The organism is Prosthecobacter debontii, from assembly GCF_900167535.1.
Lineage (GTDB): Bacteria > Verrucomicrobiota > Verrucomicrobiia > Verrucomicrobiales > Verrucomicrobiaceae > Prosthecobacter > Prosthecobacter debontii.
The window spans coordinates 63416-82372 of the sequence record NZ_FUYE01000002.1; the positions used below are offsets into that span (position 1 = coordinate 63416).

Genomic DNA, 18957 nt, shown 5'->3' on the forward strand with positions numbered 1-18957 from the left:
TAACAGAGGTTGCCAGACCTGCCCGACACCGCTTCAATCGCGGCCATGAAAAGCATGACAGGATTTGGCCGTGGTGAATCGCGGCAGGCAGACGGCACCACGTGGGTGGTGGAGTGCAGCAGTGTGAACCGCAAGCAGCTGGAGGTCTCCGTCAATCTCCCGCGTGATCTGCATGATCTGGAAACGCAGGTGCGCAATCAGGTGGCTCAGGTTTGCTCGCGCGGACGGGTGAACGTGCACATCCGCAGCGATGCCGCCGATGCAGTGAAACTCCCGCATGTGGATGAAGCCGTGGCGCTGCGCTATGTCGAGAGCCTGCGTGAGCTCGCGGGTAAGCTGAAAATATCAGCGGAGATCAGTCTGAGTGAGATGCTGCGTCTTCCGGGTGTACTTAGCGGTGAATCGGTTGAGGCAGACCCCATGATGGCTCTAGAGCCCATCCAGGAGGCGCTCACGGTGGCACTGAACCAACTCTGCCTCATGCGGGGCGTGGAGGGTGGGCATCTGCGTGAGGAGATGGAGTCAAGGTTGAAAACGATTGAAGCTTTAGCGGCGCAGATCGCCGAGAAAGCTCCTCTGGTGCCTGAGCATCAGCGGACGGTTTTGCGCCAGCGTTTGGAGCAAGCTGGGTTGCCACTTCCCCTCGACGATGAACGTCTGCTCAAGGAGATCGCGCTCTTTGCAGATCGCACCGACATCTCGGAGGAACTCTCCCGTGCCGCGAGTCACTTGAAGCAATTCCGCGCTTACCTCGCCTCCGAGGAACCGGTCGGGCGCAGCCTGGATTTCCTCGTGCAAGAGTTTTTCCGTGAGTTCAATACGATGGGGTCCAAGTGCAACAACGCCGAGATCGCCCACGCCGTGGTCAGTGCGAAGACGGAACTGGAGAAGATTCGGGAGCAGGTGCAGAATGTGGAGTGAAGTGGCGCAGCATGCGCACTGCTAATCCGAGAGCGACAAGCGAAAGCAAGGCACTGGCAAAGAAAGCGGCCCCTGGCAAATGCACGGGGGCCCGATCACTGATGAAATAGCCGAAAAGGCTGGTGCACATCAGAGGCCCGATGATGCCAGCCACACTCGCCAGGCTGGTCAAAGCGCCCTGCAAACCGCCCTGCTGATCCGGCGCGACGCTGCGTGATAAAATCCCCTGTACCGCTGGGCCTGCGACCCCCGAGAGGCTGCCGACCAAAATACAGAGGTAGATCATCCACCCCTGACTGCACAGTCCATAGCACACATACATGGCCACACTTAGACCCAGACCATAAAGTGCCGCTTTCATCTCGCCCAATTTACCAACCACCATGCGGGTGAGGCCGCCCTGCACAATAGCCGTCATGACTCCCACGAAGGCCAAAGACAACCCATTATCCTTCGTATCCCAGCCGTAGCGGTAGCCCGTGTAGAGCACCCAAATGGCGGGATACACTTGATGCCCCATCGTGAACAAAAAGGTGGTGCTGATCAGGCCCAACACATTGGGAAATTGGCGCAAGGCCATCAGGGAACCCACCGGATTGCTTTTAGCCCAACTGAAGACGCGTTTATTTTCCGGGGCCAGGGACTCAGGCAAAACGAAGAGACCATACAACCAGTTGATAAGGGTCAGGGCTCCAGCGGCAAGGAACGGCACCCTAAGGCCAAAGTCGCCCAGCCATCCCCCCAAGGCAGGACCGATGATGAATCCCAAGCCGAAAGCAGCACCGATCAGACCAAAATTGGCGGCCCGCTTTTCTGGCGGACTGATATCGGCAATGTAAGCCGTGCCCGCCGCGAAGTTTGCCCCGGTTATACCCGCAATGACACGCCCAATCACAAACCAGGTGAGATTCGGAGCGTAGGCGATCAGCAGGTAATCCAAGCCAGCGCCAAAGAGCGAAATCAAAATGACGGGCCTGCGCCCAAATCGGTCCGACAAGCTGCCGATCAGCGGCGCAAACAAAAATTGCATCAACGCGTAGGTGGCATGTAAAAGGCCATAGGTCGTGGATGCCGACTCCAGATCCCCGCCCTGATATTGCTCGATCAACTCGGGCAAAATCGGCACGATCAGTCCGATGCCGAGAATATCGAGAGTCAGCGTGATGAAGATGAAACCAAGGGCGGGGCGGCGGCCAGACATGCGGGAGGCTCATTCTGGAGCACGAAAGCATGCAATGTGCAAACGACAGGTCGGTCATTTCCAGGTCATCCCCCCTACATCTTTCGCATTGCTGCAAACGCAAAAAGAATGAACTTTCCCGACCTCAGAATCATCTGAGTGTGTCATGTCTCGCCCCCCCCTGGTCCACCACCTCATCCTGGGCATCTGCATTCAGTGCTTTGCATGGATGCTCCTTCCGCTCCATGCCCAGGAGCCGAAGGACTATGTGGAAGGTGAGGTGCTTGTTACCTTTAAGGCCTCAGCAACTGAGCAAACGGCTGAAACCGCACTGAAACGAAAATCACTGCGATTCACACGTCGCTTTGATCGCATCTCCAGGATGCGTGGTAAACCCATGGGGCTCGTCAGAAACAGAGACAAGACGACCCAAGCTCTCATCGAAGAACTCAAAGCAGATCCAACGGTCGAAACGGTGGAGCCTAACTATTTACGCTATATCAATGCCTTACCCAATGACACTCGTTTCAACGAACTCTGGGCTCTCAAGAATACAGGCCAGACGGTGAACCAAGTTACAGGCATCAGCGGAGCCGATGTCAGCTATGAAGCGGCTTGGAGTAAAGGCCGCGAAATCTCAGAAACCGTCGTCGTCGGTGTCATTGACACGGGCGTCGAGTATGTCCATCCAGACCTCCTGCCGCGGATGTGGACGAATGCCGGGGAAATACCAGGAAACGGCATTGATGATGACCACAACGGCTACAAGGACGATTACTACGGTTTCGACTTCGTTGGAGGCGATGCCAATGTTCTCGATTCCGGTGAGCATGGCACCCATGTCTCCGGCACCATCGGCGCTCAGGGGAATAACAATCAGGGCGTCATCGGCATCAACGATAGGGTTCAAATCATGGCCCTGAAAGTCTCTGCAGATGGCGACACCATGAGCACTTCTGCGGTGGTGGATGCCATCGAATATTCCATCGCCATGAAGCAGCGGGGTGTCCCCATCCTGGCTCTCAATGCTTCCTATGGAGGGAGTAGCTTCAGCAATGCTGAGCGTAATGCCATCGCCAGTGCTGGCAGCGCCGGAATCATTCTGTGCGCGGCAGCAGGGAACGACAGCAAAGACAATAACAACAACGCCTCCTATCCTGCCTCTTACAATCTCAACAACATCATCACTGTCGCAGCGACGGATCAAAATGACGCTTTGGCCAGTTTCTCCAATTATGGCAGCACTTCAGTAGATATCGCCGCTCCCGGCAAAAACATCTTATCCACTGTCCCCACAGTCGAAATCCAAGTCGGAAATAAAACCTATGAAGCTGAACGCATGGCCTACAGTGGGCGGGTCGTTGGGCTTTCGGGGCAAATCGTTTATTGCGGCATCGGTAACCCGGCGGACTTTCCAAGCGGCATGAGTGGGAAGATCGCTCTCATTGAGCGTGGTAGCTTGTTTTTTTATGAAAAGGTCGCCAATGCGCAAGCCGCTGGGGCCGCTGCCGCCATTATTTACAACAACGTTTCGGGTAGTTTTGGAGGCACACTGCAAAACTCCGACGATTGGATCCCTGCCGTTTCCATTTCGCGCGCCGATGGTTTAGCCATTAAAGGTGCTTTACCCACGTCAGGTTCGATGAGTCCTGGCATTGGCTTCTCCTTCCTTGATGGCACCTCCATGGCTGCGCCGCAGGTCACTGGCGCCGTGGCTTTTGCGGCCATGAATTTCCCGAATGAAACAGTCACCCAAAGAGTTCAGCGCATCCTCAAAAGCGTGGATGTTAAAAGTAGTCTGCAGGGGAAGATCATAACGGGAGGCCGTCTGAATCTCCAAAAAATCGTCGATGCCACCCTCGATGGCATTCCAGATTGGCTGGCGCTCGACCTCCCGATTGAAAATGCAGCTCTTCTACCGGGCAGTCTGATCCATCAACCCTATAACGAGTCCATCATTGCTACCCAAGGCACGGCTCCCTATACCTTCCGGCTGACGAACGGCAGTCCTCCTGCGGGCTTATCCTTATCTTCATCAGGCGTCCTTTCAGGCACGCCCACCGAAGCAGGTCAATTCACCTTCACCGTGCTGGTCGCAGACAGTAGTGGGAAAACCGGAGGCAAGGCATTCACGCTTTACATCGCTGCGGAGCCTCTACAGGTCACCAGCACGGAAACCTTGCCCTCAGGGACAACGGAAGGACCCTACAACGTGACGCTCTCGGCCACAGGCGGCAGCGCTCCTTACACCTGGACACTCAGCGAGGGCAGTCTTCCAGAGGGCATCACCTTGAGTTCCAATGGTGTTCTCAGCGGGCTACCATTGTCGACCAGCAGCAGCACTTTTACTGTGAAGGTTGAAGACGCGGGAATGATGGTGGACGAACAAGAACTCAGCCTAACCATTCTTCAATCTCCCATCACGGTGCTGACTGAAAGCACTCTGACTTACGGCATCAAATCGCTTCTTTACACCCTCAACATGGAGGCGGAAGGAGGCACACCGCCTTATACCTGGACACGTTACAGTGGTAACCTCCCCTCTGGGTTAGGCCTGAACTCTAACGGGACCCTCACGGGTAAACCAACCACTCCGGGGACCTATCAATTCAGACTCCTCGTCGAGGACGACGTGGGCATTACCACGTCACGACAGTTCAGTCTGACAATCCGCAGTGTTTACACCGCTCCAACAATGAACCCATTGAACTTGGGTAGCACCTATGTAGGAGCGGATTATTCCGCCACACTCACCGCGTCTGATTATCCCACCAGTTTCAAAGTCACAGGATTGCCAAAAGGCCTGAAATACTCCTCTAAAACCGGCGTCATCTCGGGCCGTCCTCAGCAGCACGGAGATTTCACCGTCGTCGCCACGGCTAAAAACCCTGGAGGCACGAGTGCGGAAGAATCAGCCCTCCTAACCATCCGAGCCTTGGATGAAGAATGGATCGGCAGCTTCACGGGCATCATTCATCGCGATGACGCAATGCCCCAATCGTTAGGCAGTCGCTTCACGTTAACCACCACCTCATTAGGCGCCTACACATTGAAAGTCACCACAGGGACCTCCAGCAAATCCGCCAAAGGTTATCTCGTGGAAGCGGCTCCTCAGATCCGTGTTTCGATCCAAGACCAACCCCTCGAACTCACCCTCGATCCAGTCACGGAGTTGATCACGGGGACCCATGGTAACGCAACGGTTGAGGGCTGGCGCATCCCATGGCATGCCAAGATGAAACCCGCCTCGTCATTCATCGGTTATTACAGCGCAGCGCTCAATCCTATAACAGATCAGGGGTTGGGTAATGCAGCCATTCCCCAAGGCTCCAGCTACTTCACCATGAATGTAAAAACATCGGGTATTGCTTCCATCACAGGTCGATCCGCAACGGGGGATAAGCTCACCAGCTCGATGGGCCTTGGGCCAATAGGACAAGCTTATCTCTACCAATCTCTCTACAAGAATAAAGGTAGCCTCCTGAGCACCTTCGACACCAATGCAGGCGCTCTGGAATCCGCCGAAGATAATACTCTCACGGGCAGCGCCTCCTGGCTCAAACCCAGTGATACCTCTCGCCTTTATCCCGCAGGCTTCGGCCCAACTCCGCTGACTCTCAAAGGTGGTTATCTGGCCTTGAAATCCTCAGGAAGTATCGCGCATGGCTTGCCCGTGACTGGCTCTGCGGATCTCATCTTTGATGAAGCAGGTCTATCGTCATCCGATACAGATCCAAATATCTTAGACTTTGATTTCACGGCAGCCTTCGTCCCAGTTTTACCAGCTCTGAATCCAGCCCACACCGCCCTGAAGATCAATAAAGCCTCAGGGGCTGTTACGGGCAGTTTCACACTGATAGAAGAAGACTCCGGCCTGAAACGCAAGGTGAGCTTCCAGGGCATCGTCGTGCCGCAGGCTCAAGCAGGCGTGAAGGCGCAGGGTTACTTCCTCCTCCCACAAATCCCAGCGACTGGTCAAAAGGCCAATACCACCTCGATTCTCAGTGGCGGCTTCCAGATTCAGCAGGGTTTGAATGAAGAATGAGATTCTGCGCAGAACCAATTGGCACGAAGCGAGTTTCATGCACCACACCATGAACTCGATCCCCCAGCCTTTTCACATTCGCCTGAACCGGCGTCGCCTATTGAATAGCTTGCTGATGACCACCGGCGGCATCATCACCAGCGCCATTTACGCGGAGGCCCTGGTGCTGACCCCACGTGCGACGGAAGGCCCTTATTACCCCGATCACCTCCCCTTGGATCAAGACAACGATCTGGTTCAGATCCAAGACAAAGCAGCTTCTGCATTGGGGACCATCACCGAGTTTGGGGGACGCTTGCTCAATGCCGATGGCAAACCCATCCAGAACGCCATGATCGAACTCTGGCAGGCGGATAACAATGGCTGCTACATCCACAGCAATGGCGTGCAGCGGGGGAAGGAGCGTGATCCAGGCTTCCAGGGTTATGGCAAGATCATCACCAATGAAAAAGGTGAATATCGCTTCCGCACCATCAAGCCCGGCCTTTACACGGGGCGCACCATCCACTGGCACCTTGCCGTGAAACAGGGGGATAAGCGCATGCTCACGACCCAGCTCTTCATTGAGGGCGTTCCCCAGAATGACAAAGACGGCATCCTCCGCCGCATGGGCACGGATGAGCAGCGTCTTTCCGTCATCCGCGAGTTCAAACCGAAGTCAGCAGGCAGTTCCGAACTTCTCGGCACCTGGGACATTGTTCTGGGAACCACGCCCGAAGAGCCAGAAGAACGTCGTGGTCCTGGCCCACGGGGACCGGGAGGCCCACCACCCGGCTTCGAAGGTGGACGTCGGCCTCGTCGTGAAGGTCCTCCTCCAGGGATCTGAAGAAGATCACGCAAGATCGCCCCATCCCCCATTCGTTTCAGCGCGGTCATGCGACCTCTGATTTTACTCGCCCTCAGTCTGCTCTCCATCGCAGCCGCTCAGGCCACCCCGCCTAACATTATTTTCATCATGGCGGATGATCTGGGTTATACGGATGTCGGCAGCTTTGGCAGTCAGTATTACGAAACACCGAACATCGATAAGCTGGCCAGCCAAGGCCTGAAGCTGACCAACCATCATCATTGCCAAAACTGCCAGCCCACCCGGGCCGCTCTGATGAGCGGCCAGTATGCTCCACGCACGGGTGTTTACACGGTCGGGGACATCGGTCGGTTCGAGTGGCAGACACGACCTCTGCGTCCAGTGGATAACCTCAATTATCTGCCCCTGGAGAAGATCACCATCGCGGACTCCCTGAAAAAAGCAGGGTATGCCACCGGTATGTTTGGGAAATGGCATCTGGGGCAAAAACCCGAGTATCATCCTTCCAAGCGTGGGTTTGATGAAGCCCTCGTTTCCGAAGGGAAGCATTTCAACTTCAAGACAGACCCGCTCGTCGAACACCCCAAAGATCAATATTTGGCCGACTTCCTCACGGATAAAGCCCTGGACTTCATCCAACGCCATAAAGACGGCCCATTCTTTCTCTACCTGCCCCACTTCGGCGTTCACTCGCCACATCACGCCAAGGAAGAGCTGATCGAGAAATTCAAAAACAAACCGGGCGTGGGTGGCCATAACAACCCTGTCTATGCCGCCATGATCGCCAGCGTGGATGAAAGCGTCGGCCGAGTGATGGCAGAATTGGAGAAGCAAGGTCTTGCTGACAATACCGTGCTCATCTTCACCAGCGATAACGGCGGTGTCGGTGGTTATGTGCGTGAAGGCATCAAGAAGGCGGGCGACATTACCGACAACGCCCCGCTGCGCAGCGGCAAAGGCAGTCTCTATGAAGGCGGCACTCGAGTGCCTTTCATCGTCCGCTGGCCCGGAGTGACCACCGCCGGCGCCAAGACGGACGTGCCCACCATTCACGTGGATCTGTATCCAACCTTCCTAGCCATTGCGGGAGCCCCCGCACCGGCGGACTACCCGCTCGATGGCGAAAGTCTCGTCCCCCTCTTTAAAGACAAAGAAGGCAAAGTCAGTCTCAGGCGAGAGGCTATCTTCCAGCATTTCCCAGGTTATCTCGGAGCCGGTGAAAATACTTGGCGCACCACCCCAGTCGGCCTCATCCAAAAAGGGGCGTGGAAGCTCATGGAATTCTTCGAAGACCACCGTCTAGAGCTCTACAACCTCGACAACGACATCGGCGAAACGAAAAATTTGTCGGGCGAAATGCCTGACAAAGTGAAGGAACTTCAGCAACAGATGCTGACCTGGCGGGAAAGCGTCGGCGCCAAGATGCCAACACCCAATACCCCCACTGAAGCCCCTAAAAAGAAGGGCAAAGGCAAGAAAAAGAAGAAAGCGGAATAACCTCCCAGTGCTTTGGATTTGAAGCTCATAACAGCAAGTCCTTCAGGCTTTCTCAAAGCAGCGAGGGGAGCCTCCGCTGATTGAAAAGTTTGACATAGGGCCGGAATGCGTGCCCTTGGTGGCCCCCATTTCGTAACGTTGTCTCATCATGCCTAAGGCCCTCATTATCGCCGAAAAACCCAGTGTGGCTGCCGATCTCGCCCGAGCTCTGGCCAAAGCCCCGGGAATGACCGCCTTTAGCAAGGAGAAGGATTATTATGAAAACGAGACCCACATCATCTCCAGTGCTATCGGTCACTTGATCGAGCTTGGAATGCCAGAAGTGAACGGCAAAAAGATTGGCTGGGGCTGGACTCACCTGCCCATCATGCCGCAGGAGTTCGAGCTTAAACCCATCGAAGACAGCGCAGATCGCTTCAAGCTGTTGAGCAAACTCATGAAGCGGAAAGATGTGGATAGCCTCATCAATGCTTGCGATGCCGGGCGTGAAGGGGAGCTCATTTTCCGCTACATTGTCGAGGCCGCCGGGATCAAGAAACCCGTGCAGCGCCTATGGATGCAATCGATGACGCAGGGGGCCATTCTGGACGCTTTCCAAAAACTGCGCAGCGATGGCGAGATGCGCCCGCTCGCCGATGCTGCCAAATGCCGCAGTGAATCTGATTGGCTCGTGGGCATCAATGCCACCCGCGCCCTGACTGCGCTGAACTCCCGCAACGGCGGTTTCCGCCTGACCCCTGCGGGTCGTGTGCAGACCCCCACGCTCACCATCCTGGCCAAGCGTGAACTGGAAATTCAGTCGTTCGTGCCCCGCACCTATTATGAAGTGCATGGCCTCTTTGGCGTGCCTGCCGGTGAGTATGAAGGCCGCTGGTTTGACGAGTCCTTTAAGAAGGACGAAACCGACGAGCACAAGAAAGCGGAGCGTCTCTGGGATCTGGAAAAGGCCCAGGCCATCGTCCAGCGCTGCTTGGGTAAACCTGGCAAAATCGAGCAGATCACCAAGCCGACCAAGCAAATCGCTCCCCTGCTCTACGATTTGACCAGCCTCCAGCGTGAAGCCAGCAACCGCTTTGGATTCTCCGCCCGCCGCACCCTGCAAATCGCTCAAGCGCTGTATGAGAAATACAAGGTCCTGACCTATCCACGAACCGATTCCCGCTTTCTTCCCGAAGATTACCTGGGCACCGTGAAAGGCACCCTTGGCACCTTCGCCAAACAAGATCCGCGGAAAGGCAGCGCCCTGCCCACCGACCTGAGCACGCATGCTGCCACTGCTCTGGACAAGGGCTGGGTGCGCCCCACCAAGCGTGTCTTTGATACTTCCAAGGTCAGCGACCACTTTGCCATCATCCCGACCGGCCAGATTCCTCCGAAGGAATTGCCTGAGGCTGAGCAAAAGCTTTTCGACATGGTATCCCGCCGTTTTGTCGCGGTCTTCTTCCCACCCGCTGAGTTCGAGGTCACCACCCGTATCACGCGCATTGAGAAGGACACCTTTAAAAGCGAGGGCAAGGTGCTTGTCGAATCTGGCTGGCTGGCCGTTTATGGCAAAAAAGCCGCCGAGGAAGCCGCCTCCGATGGCGAAGGCAAAGGCAAGCTGCTGGTGCAAGCCCGCGACGGCGATGACGCCAAGACTCTGGATGTCAAAGCTGAGGAGCAGCAGACTCGTCCGCCCGCTCGCTACACGGAAGCCACCCTGCTCTCCACGATGGAAGGTGCAGGCAAATTGGTCGAAGACGAAGAACTCGCCGAAGCCATGAGCGAACGTGGCCTGGGCACACCCGCCACCCGCGCCGCCATCATCGAAGGTCTCATCTCGGATAAATACATCGAGCGTGTGGAGCGGAACATCGCCGTGACCACCAAGGGCCTGTCCCTCATCGACCAGATCAGCCAGATCGGAATCGAGGCCTTGAGCAGTCCGGAACTGACCGGCCAGTGGGAATACAAGCTGCGCCAGATGGAGCAGAACAAGCTCGACCGCAGCAGTTTCATGCGGGACATCCGCAGCCTCACCAGTCAGGTGGTGGAAAAAACCAAGGCTTATCAAAAGATCGCCAAGGAGCGTGTCTATCCCGACTTCGAAGCCAAATGCGGCACCTGCGGTCACTTCGGCTTCGAGCAGAAGGAAGACTTTGTCTCCTGCAAAAACCCGGACTGTAAGGTGCGGGTTTACAAGGTCATCGCTGGCCATGAACTGAGCGATGATGAGCTGCGTCAACTCCTCGAAACCCGCTTGCTTCCTCCGATGGAAGGCTTCAGGAATCGCCTTGGGAAAGAGTTCACCGCCGGCCTGGAAATCAAAGAAGACGGCAAAACCGGCTTTGTCTTTCCTGGAGGCGAAAATGATCCCGACGCTCCACCTCCCTTTGATTTTGCTGCCGCTACACCCATCACCCGCTGCCCGGTGTGTGCGCTGAAAAAGCGGGACGGCCAGATTTACAACACCCCTGAGGCTTACGTCTGCAACATTGCCGCCAAGGAACCCAAGGTCTGCAACGCCCGACTACCCAAGGTGCTCTGCAAAAAAGAGATCAGCGTCGAGAATGCGATCAAATTCTTCAACGAAGGCAAGACCGACGTTGTCGAAGGGATGATCTCTAAAAAGGGCCGACCCTTCAGCGCCTTCCTCCTGTGCAAGCCGGGTGAAAAACGACTGCTCGGCTGGGAATTCCCTCCGCGAGAAGCCAAACCTAAAGCCCCCCCTGCCGCTAAAAAAGGCCGCTTCGCTAAAAAAGCCGCCGCTCCTCAAGGTGAGGACTCCTAATGCCTGCGTAAGGTGGAAGGAAGCCCATTCTTGCAATTTGCATCCTGCGCCAAAGCTCCGCAAAAGTGTGCCAATTCTGCCGCCTTTGCAGCGCGTGGTTGCTTTTTTGCAAATAAGTGTCAAATATCGCACCTCTTTCCTTCCACGTGACTAAGCCCGCCTTCCAAATAACTCCCGGTTGCATTTTGTTTTTCGGCATACATGCACTCGCTCTCGCTGCTTTCTTCGTAAAGCCTGACCTCACCGCTATCCTCCTCTGTGTGGGTCTGTTTTTGCTCCGCAAATTCGGTATCACGGGCGGTTATCATCGTTATTTCTCCCATCGCTCCTTCAAGACCTCTCGCTGGTTCCAGTATGTGTTGGCTTGGCTGGGTGGCATGTCTGCTCAAAAGGGTGCGCTCTGGTGGGCAGCTCATCACCGCCACCATCACCAGCATTCCGACCAGGAAGATGACATCCACTCGGTGAAGCAGCAGGGCTTCTACTGGGCTCACGTCGGCTGGATTCTCGCCCCTGACTACAATGATTATGACGCCAAGCGCGTGAAAGACCTGACCAAGTTTCCAGAACTGGTCTTCATCGACAAATACCACTTCATTCCCCCGATGGTGCTGGCCCTGGCTACTTACGTCTTCGGTCTTCTGATGACAGGCACCGCCATGGGTGGCCTCAGTTATTTCCTCTGGGGCTTCTGCCTCAGCACCGTGATCCTTTATCACACCACCTTCGCTATCAATTCCTTCTGCCACCTGCTGGGCAGCCGCCGCTACGAAACCGGTGAATCCAGCAAAAATTCCTTCATCCTGGCCATTCTGACTCTGGGCGAAGGCTGGCACAATAATCACCACTATTACCCGCACTGCGCACGCCAGGGCTTCTTCTGGTGGGAAATCGATCCAACCTACTATGTGATCAAGGTGCTCAAAATGGTGGGCATCGTCCACGAGATCAAGGAGCCGACTCGTCGGGTGCTGGAAGGCAAGGAAGCTACGGCTGCTCTGGGTTAATCCCGAGTTCATCCAACTTTTCACGTGAGCGGAGGTCCCCCTAAGGATCTCCGCTTTTTTATGCCTCCGATGACGCGTCTGCTGGACGGATGCCTCGGAGTTGTGGAGACTCAGGCACTCCATCATGCTGACTCTGACACATCCCGCTGCTCTATGGGCTCTGCTCGGGATTCCTGTCGTATTAGCAATTCATTTCCTTCAGCGCCGCAGCCGACGGGTCACCGTCACCACCCTCTTCCTCCTTCAGCAACTTCAAAAAGAGTCTGAGCAGGGCAATCGCATCGAGCGCCTGCGCCTTTCCATTCCCCTCTGGCTGCAACTGCTCATGGTGCTGCTTTTCACTTGGCTCCTAGCCGGGCCTCGGTGGTTAAGACAGGACGCAGTGCACCGCATCGCCATCATCATGGACGATTCCGCCTCCATGCAGGCTTTCCGGGAGGCTGCGATCGAGGGTGTCCAACGCGTACTCAGCCGGAGTGTGCCTTCGGGCTCGAAAGCCGAGCTCGCTCTCCTCGGCTCGGATGTCCACGAGGCAAACCTCTACTATGGAGGTAGCGCTCAGGAACTGGTGAAAAGCCTTGCTTCCAGATGGCATCCCACTGCAGGCGTTCACGATTTCACCCTGGCCCTGCGACAGGCTCGAAGCCTAGCGGGGCCAGAGGGGGCGGTTTTGCTCGTTACCGATCACCCACCCGCAACGCCCCTGCCCTACGCTGCCAAAACCCTCTCCGTAGGGCGACGGATTGAAAACGTCGGCTGGGCAGGTGTGACGGTGGAAGAAAAAGACGGTCAGTGGTTTTGGCGTGCGCTGGTCCGCAACTATGGCGAGAGCCCTCAGCAGCGACAATGGCACGTGGAGACCCAAGGGCAAACCACCCCTCCCATGTCATTGGCCTTAGCCCCACGGGAAACGCGAACTTTGAGCGGACCCTTCCCTGGATCGGATGCCACACAGGCCCTGACCCTCCAGCTCACCCCGGATGCCTTCGGAGTGGATGATCAGCTCCCGCTTGTGCAGCCAAGCCCCAAAAAGCTGAGCGTTCATCTTCCCCGCAGCCGTGATGAATCTTCCACTCAGCTTGCCGATCTCTTTGGCCGGTTCGCTCATCTGAATGTCTCACCTCTCGTGACAGAAACCGACGTCCGCGTCATGACGTGGCCGCCTTCCACCGCTTTGGAAAACCATCAGCATGCCTGTGTCTTTGCCTCCCCATCCCGAGCTGACAAGCCCGCCCCTGTGCGCGGTGCGGTCGTCAGCGAATCTCACCCTCTGGTGGAAGGGCTGAACTGGAACTCCCTGCTGATCCCTGAAGGCATGGTGATGCCGCGAGATCCTCAAGATCAGGTTCTGCTCTGGCAGGGGGAGCGACCTCTCATCAGCCTGCGGATCACTCCCGTCGGTGCCCGCCAACTTTTCTGCCATTTCGATCTCATCGGCAGTAACGCCCGCAAGCTTCCAGCCCTGGCGATTTTGCTACACCGCTTTCTCGAGACGATTCGTCAGGATAAACTGGCGGCAGAATCCGCCAATTATGAATTACGTCAGTCCCTCAGCGTCGCCCATCGCCAGGGAGAGGCGGCTCAGCCTCTGGTGTTAAAAGGCTCAAACGGGCTCCATGAGACCATCCCTCAGACCCAAGCACGCCTGCTCCGCTCCCCGGCAGTGCCCGGATTTTTTCAAATCTCGCAAGGACCTGACACTTGGCTCACCGCTGCCGCGCACTTTGCCGATAGCCGCGAAGCCGATCTCTCCAAGGCAGCTCCCTTTGACGAAACACCCCAACTCGAAGCTGAACAGGTAGATGCCCTTCAAGAAGCCGATCCTCATTGGCAATGGTGGACACTGCTCCTCCTGCTCTGCCTCCTGGGAAGCTGGTGGTGGGGCAAAAGAGTGCTGACATCCAATGCGCCATTCGGTGAGCAATCCTCCCCTGCACCATGATCCTCCTTCACCCAGAATGGCTCGCCCTTTTTCCTATCCTGCTTCTGGCAGGCTGGGGCTGGCCTCGACTGGGTTTGTTCAAGCCTCTGCGGCTTCTCTTGTTAGGCCTGCTCACTTTCAGCCTGGCCCAACCGCAATGGCAAAAGCAGGCGGAGGGTGTGGATTTGTGGCTGTTACTAGACAGCTCCGTTTCTGCCGAGGAACCTATGGCCAAGGGCTTACCCGAGTGGGAAAAGCTTTTGGAACAGAGCCGTGGTCCTCAAGACCACCTTCACCAGCTTGCTTTTGCGGGGGAGGTGATGAAGCCAGAGGCTGAGGGAGCAACTCTCTACGATCACCAACGGCAAGCTACCCGCACGGCCCTCGCCATCAACCAAGCGCTCGCTCACGTGCAGAAAGAAAGTGCCGGACGCCCGGCACGCCTACTCATTTTTACCGATGGTTATGCCACCGAGCCACTCTCTGGCGTGGCGGAAAAACTGATTCAGCAGGGGGTCGAATTGGACATGCACCTAGCTCGTCAAAACGAGGTCACTGATTATCGTATCGCGGCTCTACGCACCCCGACAAAGGCTCAACTCGGCGAGCCCTTTCTTTTGGAGGTGGAAGTGCGTGGCAGCCAAGATGGGCGCGTGCCGCTCAAGCTTCTCCGACAGGGCCGCGAGATCACCGCCGCCCAAGTGGATGTGCGTCTCGGCACCGGCATCGCCCGCTTCACGGACCGCTCAAACATGGCCGGAGTGATCCGCTATGAAGCCGTCATCCAACCTGCGGAAGACGCTCATCTGGGCAATAATCAGCATCAAGCCTTGGTGGAAATTGCCGGTGGGCCACGGGTGCTCTTGCTCACAGCCTACACAGATGATCCGCTGACTCAGATTCTCCAGCAGCAAGGCTTCACGGTGGACCTCGTCACTGACCTCCACCATGCGCAACCCGGACAGCTTACCGGTGCCCGCTGTGTGATCCTCAACAACGTGCCTGCCTTTGAACTGAACAACGACTTCCTCGACGCCATCGACTTCTACGTCCGTGAGCAAGGCGGCAGTCTTCTCATGGCCGGGGGTCAGAAAAGCTTCGGTGCGGGAGGTTACTTTGAGTCCGCCATCGATTCCCTCCTTCCCGTCTCCATGGAGTTGAAGCAGGAGCATCGGAAACTCATGGTGGCCATGGGGATCGTGCTGGACCGCAGCGGCTCCATGAGCATGACCGTGCAGAATGGTTTCTCCAAGATGTCTCTGGCTGACGAAGGTGCAGCCAATGCGGTTCGTTTTCTCGGTCCTCAAGATCTGCTGACCGTCTTCGCCGTAGATAGCGAGGCGCATGTGATGGTGCCTCTACAGCCAGTCGGCCCCAACCGCGACAAGATGGAGAGCGCCATCCGCCGCATTGAGAGCACAGGCGGAGGCATTTTCGTCTATGAAGGCCTGAAAGCCGCCTGGGATGAACTCAAGAACGCCGCCGCAGGCCAACGCCACATCATTCTGTTCTCGGATGCCGCAGACTCCGAACACCCCGGTGACTACAAGAAGCTACTGGCGGAAATCACTACCAATGGCGGCACGGTGAGCGTGATCGCCCTCGGCACGCGACAAGATCCTGATGCACGGCTTTTGGAAGACATCGCCAAACTCGGCAAAGGACGCATCTTCTTTACAGATCGGGCCGAAGAACTACCCAGCATCTTCAGTCAGGAGACCGTGACCGTCGCCCGCAGCGCCTTTGTGCAAGACCCCGTCAAAACCAAGGCCATTAGCGGCTGGCTGGAAATCACCAGTCAATCGCTCAATTGGTTAGGCGAAGTGGATGGTTACAACCTCAGCTATGCACGAGATTGGGCCAGCCAAGCCCTCATCAGCCAGGATGAATACGCCACCCCACTGGTCGCCTTCGGACAGCGCGGAATCGGCCGAACTGCCGCCGTGAGTTTTCCTCTCGGGGGTCCCTTTTCCGAGCGTGTGCGAGCTTGGCCCGCCTACGGTGATTTTTTGCAGACCCTCACCCGCTGGCTTATGGGGGAATCTTTACCTCCAGGAATAGGGCTCAAGCATCGCCTGCAAGGCACCACGCTCACACTAGATCTCCTGCATGATGAAAGCTGGGAAGCCCCCTTGATGGCACGTGCTCCACGCCTCGTTTTGGCTCAAGGGCTCAAGGGCACGCCCCAGGAAATTGCCTGGGAACGCCAATCTCCCGGTCATTACCAGGCCAAAATCGATCTGCCGGAAGGCGAGATGGTTCGAGGCGCAGTTCAGCTCAATTCACAGGCCCTTGCCTTCGGTCCCGCCCTTGTCGGAAAAAGCACCGAATGGGCCTTCGATGAAGCCCGCACCGACGAACTCCGCCAAGTCGTGCAAGCCAGCGGTGGGCGCGAGCTGTTGGAACTCAGCCAAGCGTGGCGCAGTCCAGACACGGATCGTTTTGTCGATCTTCGTAACGAGCTGCTCTTGTTCACACTGGGCCTCATGCTGTTCGAGGCTTTCGTCACCCGCACGGGTTGGCGGTTGCCCAAGTTTTCGCTTCCGGTTCGGAAGACTCGACTGGCATCCGCCAAATCTCCCACTCCGGCCACGGTCCACCAGAAGCGCTTGGCAAAACCCTCTGACCAGCCTTCCCCGACAGAGGCTTCCAAAAATTCTACCCCACCCATCATTCAGGCCGAACCCCAAGTGGATCGACAAAGCCGCTTTGACCGAGCCAAACGTCGGTCACATTGAGACCCTGATGCAGAAACCAGAAAAAGTTCGTTAAATCCCGGCGGGTTTTGGAAAATACCCATAACCCGCCATCATGTCCCCTGCCGAGATCGAACAACATCAGCGTTTTCTGCGTGCTCTCTCCACGCATGAGCCGACGGTGCGTGCCTACATTCGCCGTCTGGTCCCCAGCCGTAGCGATGCCGATGATGTGATGCAGGAGGTGGTGATCCTGCTGTGGGAAAAGTTTGGAGAGTTTCGGGAAGGTGCGGAGTTTCTTCCCTGGGCCTTTGGCATCGCCCGCTACAAGGTGCTCTCCTGGCTGCGAGATCGGGGGCGAGATCGGTTGGTGCTCAGTGAAGAAGTGGTGGACCTCATCGCCGAAGAGACCGCTCAGGATGAAACCCGACTGGATCGTCAGCGTCGCGCCCTGGAAACCTGCACGCAAAAGCTGGAGCCTGAACAAAGAGATCTGCTCATGCGTGCCTATCAGCCGCAGGCCCAGATTCAAAACATCGCGGTGACCAGTGGCCGCTCCGTAGCGGGCTTCTATCAATGGCTACATCGCATCCGACGCTCTTTGTTAGACTGCATTCAACGTGAAATGATTCGGGAGGAACCGTCGTGAATCTCGAAGAACTCACCCATCGTTATCTGGATGGCCACGCCACCGAAGAAGAGGTGCGGAAACTGGATCGTCTGCTTTTGGCCCAAGCCGATGCCCGCCGTGCCTTTGCAGAACTGGCCAATCTGGATTCTGCGCTGGCTGAACAAGCTGCTGGATGGCAAGAGACCACGACAACTCCCATCAAAGCAGCTCCTCCCGCGCGGATGAATACGTGGCGTTGGCTCACAGCCGCCGCAGCGGTAATCGCGATATTTCTAGGCATCTGGGGCTGGGTTATCAACGCTCAACCCTATGCGACCGTGGTGCGGGGCATGGGCAGGCTAGACTTCACTCCCGGCATGGAGGTTGGTTCCGGCTGGCATGACATTGAGGTTGGCACGGTGGAATTCGTCACGACACGCGGTGCCCGTGTGGTCATCGAGGCACCGGCCTCCTTTGCTTTTGAAAATGGTCAAAGACTGCGTCTGAAACATGGGCGGGTGGCAGCGGATGTGCCGCCTCCGGCAAAAGGTTTCACCGTCATCACTCCCACCGGGAAGGCCGTGGATCTGGGCACCAAGTTCGGAGTCGATGTCTCCCGGCAAGGGCAAGCGGAAATCCATGTGTTTCAAGGCGAAGTCATCGCACAGTCGGCTCAAGGGGGCAAACGCCAGAGCCTGCGCGATGGTGAAGCTTTCTCCCTAGAATCTGGAGCGGGCACCTCACGCGAAATCCGCTCCGCGGCGTTCATTCAACCGGATGAAACCGCAGCACTCCAAGCAGCGCTCGCCGCAGGTCAGCAAGCCCACTCCGATGCCGCCACTGCTGCTTTACGCAAGGACCCCACTTTGATCGCCTATCTCGATTTCGAAGGCAGCTCGCTCCCTGAAGGTGTCTTTCACCTCACGCAAGGCCGTTGGCCAGGTTCGAAGGCCCCTGAGTTTGTGCATGTGGGGGATCACATGAAGCTCAATGTCGGTGGCGATCATTCCTGGCCACAACTGACGCTTGCCGCATGGGTGCGCCTGGATCGGCTTGGGGCTCCTTACCAATCCCTCTACCACACCGATGGCTGGGATGAAGACAAGTCAGGGCAGGTGCACTGGATCATCAACCGAGACAGCACCATGCGTTTCGCGCTGAAGCACAACACGCTGGCTCCAGGCTCCACGGAGACTCAAGGCTTCCCCGATTCACGGACTCCGGTGCTACCCGAGCAAGGACGCTGGGTTCATCTCGCCGTGGTTTACGACTCGGTTGCCAAGACGGTGCGCTTTTATCTGAACGGTCGTTTCGACAAAGAAACGCGGCAAGCCATCGCGCATCCAGCTCGTCTGGGCCCAGCGCAAATCGGCAACTGGAACTCACGCGACCGGAAGCTGAGCGGACGGGTGGACGAACTCTTTTTGTTAGGCCGTTGCATGCGTGAGGATGAAATCCGCCGCCTGTATGAGGCAGGCAATCCCTACCGCTGAAGCCCTCTC

11 protein-coding genes are annotated in these 18957 nt (G+C 56.7%); 10 read left to right on the forward strand and 1 reads right to left on the reverse strand.

What is annotated here, in order from left to right:
* The first annotated feature begins 45 nt into the window (after window positions 1-45).
* Window positions 46-921, forward strand: coding sequence for a YicC/YloC family endoribonuclease (locus B5D61_RS02745; RefSeq protein WP_078811784.1), 876 nt, complete (start codon window positions 46-48; stop codon window positions 919-921).
* Here the strand turns inward: B5D61_RS02745 and B5D61_RS02750 are convergent.
* Window positions 866-2122, reverse strand: coding sequence for a TCR/Tet family MFS transporter (locus tag B5D61_RS02750; RefSeq protein ID WP_078811785.1), 1257 nt, complete (start codon window positions 2120-2122; stop codon window positions 866-868). The genes B5D61_RS02745 and B5D61_RS02750 overlap by 56 nt on opposite strands.
* Before the next feature lie 145 nt (window positions 2123-2267).
* Between B5D61_RS02750 and B5D61_RS02755 the strand changes: the two genes are divergently transcribed.
* The 9 genes from B5D61_RS02755 (at window position 2268) to B5D61_RS02795 (ending at window position 18948) form a co-directional block, all read left to right on the forward strand.
* A complete protein-coding gene (locus B5D61_RS02755; protein ID WP_078811786.1) occupies window positions 2268-6146 on the forward strand; it encodes a S8 family serine peptidase in 3879 nt (1292 codons plus the stop codon).
* A gap of 49 nt (window positions 6147-6195) precedes the next feature.
* Window positions 6196-6972 carry a dioxygenase family protein gene (locus tag B5D61_RS02760; RefSeq protein ID WP_176159187.1) on the forward strand — a complete coding sequence of 259 codons (777 nt, stop codon included), beginning with the start codon at window positions 6196-6198 and terminating at the stop codon, window positions 6970-6972.
* A 48-nt stretch (window positions 6973-7020) separates the two neighbouring features.
* Entirely contained in the window at window positions 7021-8451 is a 1431-nt protein-coding gene (locus B5D61_RS02765; protein ID WP_078811788.1) for a sulfatase, read from the forward strand.
* Window positions 8452-8599: 148 nt separating this feature from the next.
* A complete protein-coding gene (locus B5D61_RS02770; RefSeq protein WP_078811789.1) occupies window positions 8600-11221 on the forward strand; it encodes a DNA topoisomerase III in 2622 nt (873 codons plus the stop codon).
* Between the two features lie 146 nt (window positions 11222-11367).
* The gene (locus B5D61_RS02775) at window positions 11368-12228 is read left to right on the forward strand and encodes an acyl-CoA desaturase (RefSeq protein ID WP_078811790.1); all 861 of its coding nucleotides are present in this window, start codon (window positions 11368-11370) and stop codon (window positions 12226-12228) included.
* A gap of 124 nt (window positions 12229-12352) precedes the next feature.
* On the forward strand, window positions 12353-14170 hold the full coding sequence (locus B5D61_RS02780) for a BatA domain-containing protein (protein WP_078811791.1): 1818 nt from the start codon (window positions 12353-12355) through the stop codon (window positions 14168-14170).
* Window positions 14167-16887, forward strand: coding sequence for a vWA domain-containing protein (locus B5D61_RS02785; protein WP_078811792.1), 2721 nt, complete (start codon window positions 14167-14169; stop codon window positions 16885-16887). Before B5D61_RS02780 ends, B5D61_RS02785 begins: the two co-directional genes overlap by 4 nt.
* A 73-nt stretch (window positions 16888-16960) precedes the next feature.
* Window positions 16961-17494 (forward strand): sigma-70 family RNA polymerase sigma factor, encoded by a 534-nt coding sequence (locus B5D61_RS02790; protein ID WP_078811793.1) that lies wholly within the window; start codon window positions 16961-16963, stop codon window positions 17492-17494.
* Window positions 17491-18948, forward strand: a complete 1458-nt coding sequence (locus tag B5D61_RS02795; protein WP_078811794.1) for a LamG-like jellyroll fold domain-containing protein — start codon at window positions 17491-17493, stop codon at window positions 18946-18948. Before B5D61_RS02790 ends, B5D61_RS02795 begins: the two co-directional genes overlap by 4 nt.
* The last annotated feature ends 9 nt before the right edge of the window (window positions 18949-18957 follow it).

Coding starts and splice junctions, on each gene's coding strand:
- B5D61_RS02765 (WP_078811788.1), top strand. CDS start 7,021: ATGCGACCTCTGATTTTACTCGCCCTCAGTCTGCTCTCCATCGCAGCC.
- B5D61_RS02760 (WP_176159187.1), top strand. CDS start 6,196: ATGAACTCGATCCCCCAGCCTTTTCACATTCGCCTGAACCGGCGTCGC.
- B5D61_RS02790 (WP_078811793.1), top strand. CDS start 16,961: ATGTCCCCTGCCGAGATCGAACAACATCAGCGTTTTCTGCGTGCTCTC.
- B5D61_RS02750 (WP_078811785.1), bottom strand. CDS start 2,122: ATGTCTGGCCGCCGCCCCGCCCTTGGTTTCATCTTCATCACGCTGACT.
- B5D61_RS02770 (WP_078811789.1), top strand. CDS start 8,600: ATGCCTAAGGCCCTCATTATCGCCGAAAAACCCAGTGTGGCTGCCGAT.
- B5D61_RS02785 (WP_078811792.1), top strand. CDS start 14,167: ATGATCCTCCTTCACCCAGAATGGCTCGCCCTTTTTCCTATCCTGCTT.
- B5D61_RS02755 (WP_078811786.1), top strand. CDS start 2,268: ATGTCTCGCCCCCCCCTGGTCCACCACCTCATCCTGGGCATCTGCATT.
- B5D61_RS02780 (WP_078811791.1), top strand. CDS start 12,353: ATGCTGACTCTGACACATCCCGCTGCTCTATGGGCTCTGCTCGGGATT.
- B5D61_RS02745 (WP_078811784.1), top strand. CDS start 46: ATGAAAAGCATGACAGGATTTGGCCGTGGTGAATCGCGGCAGGCAGAC.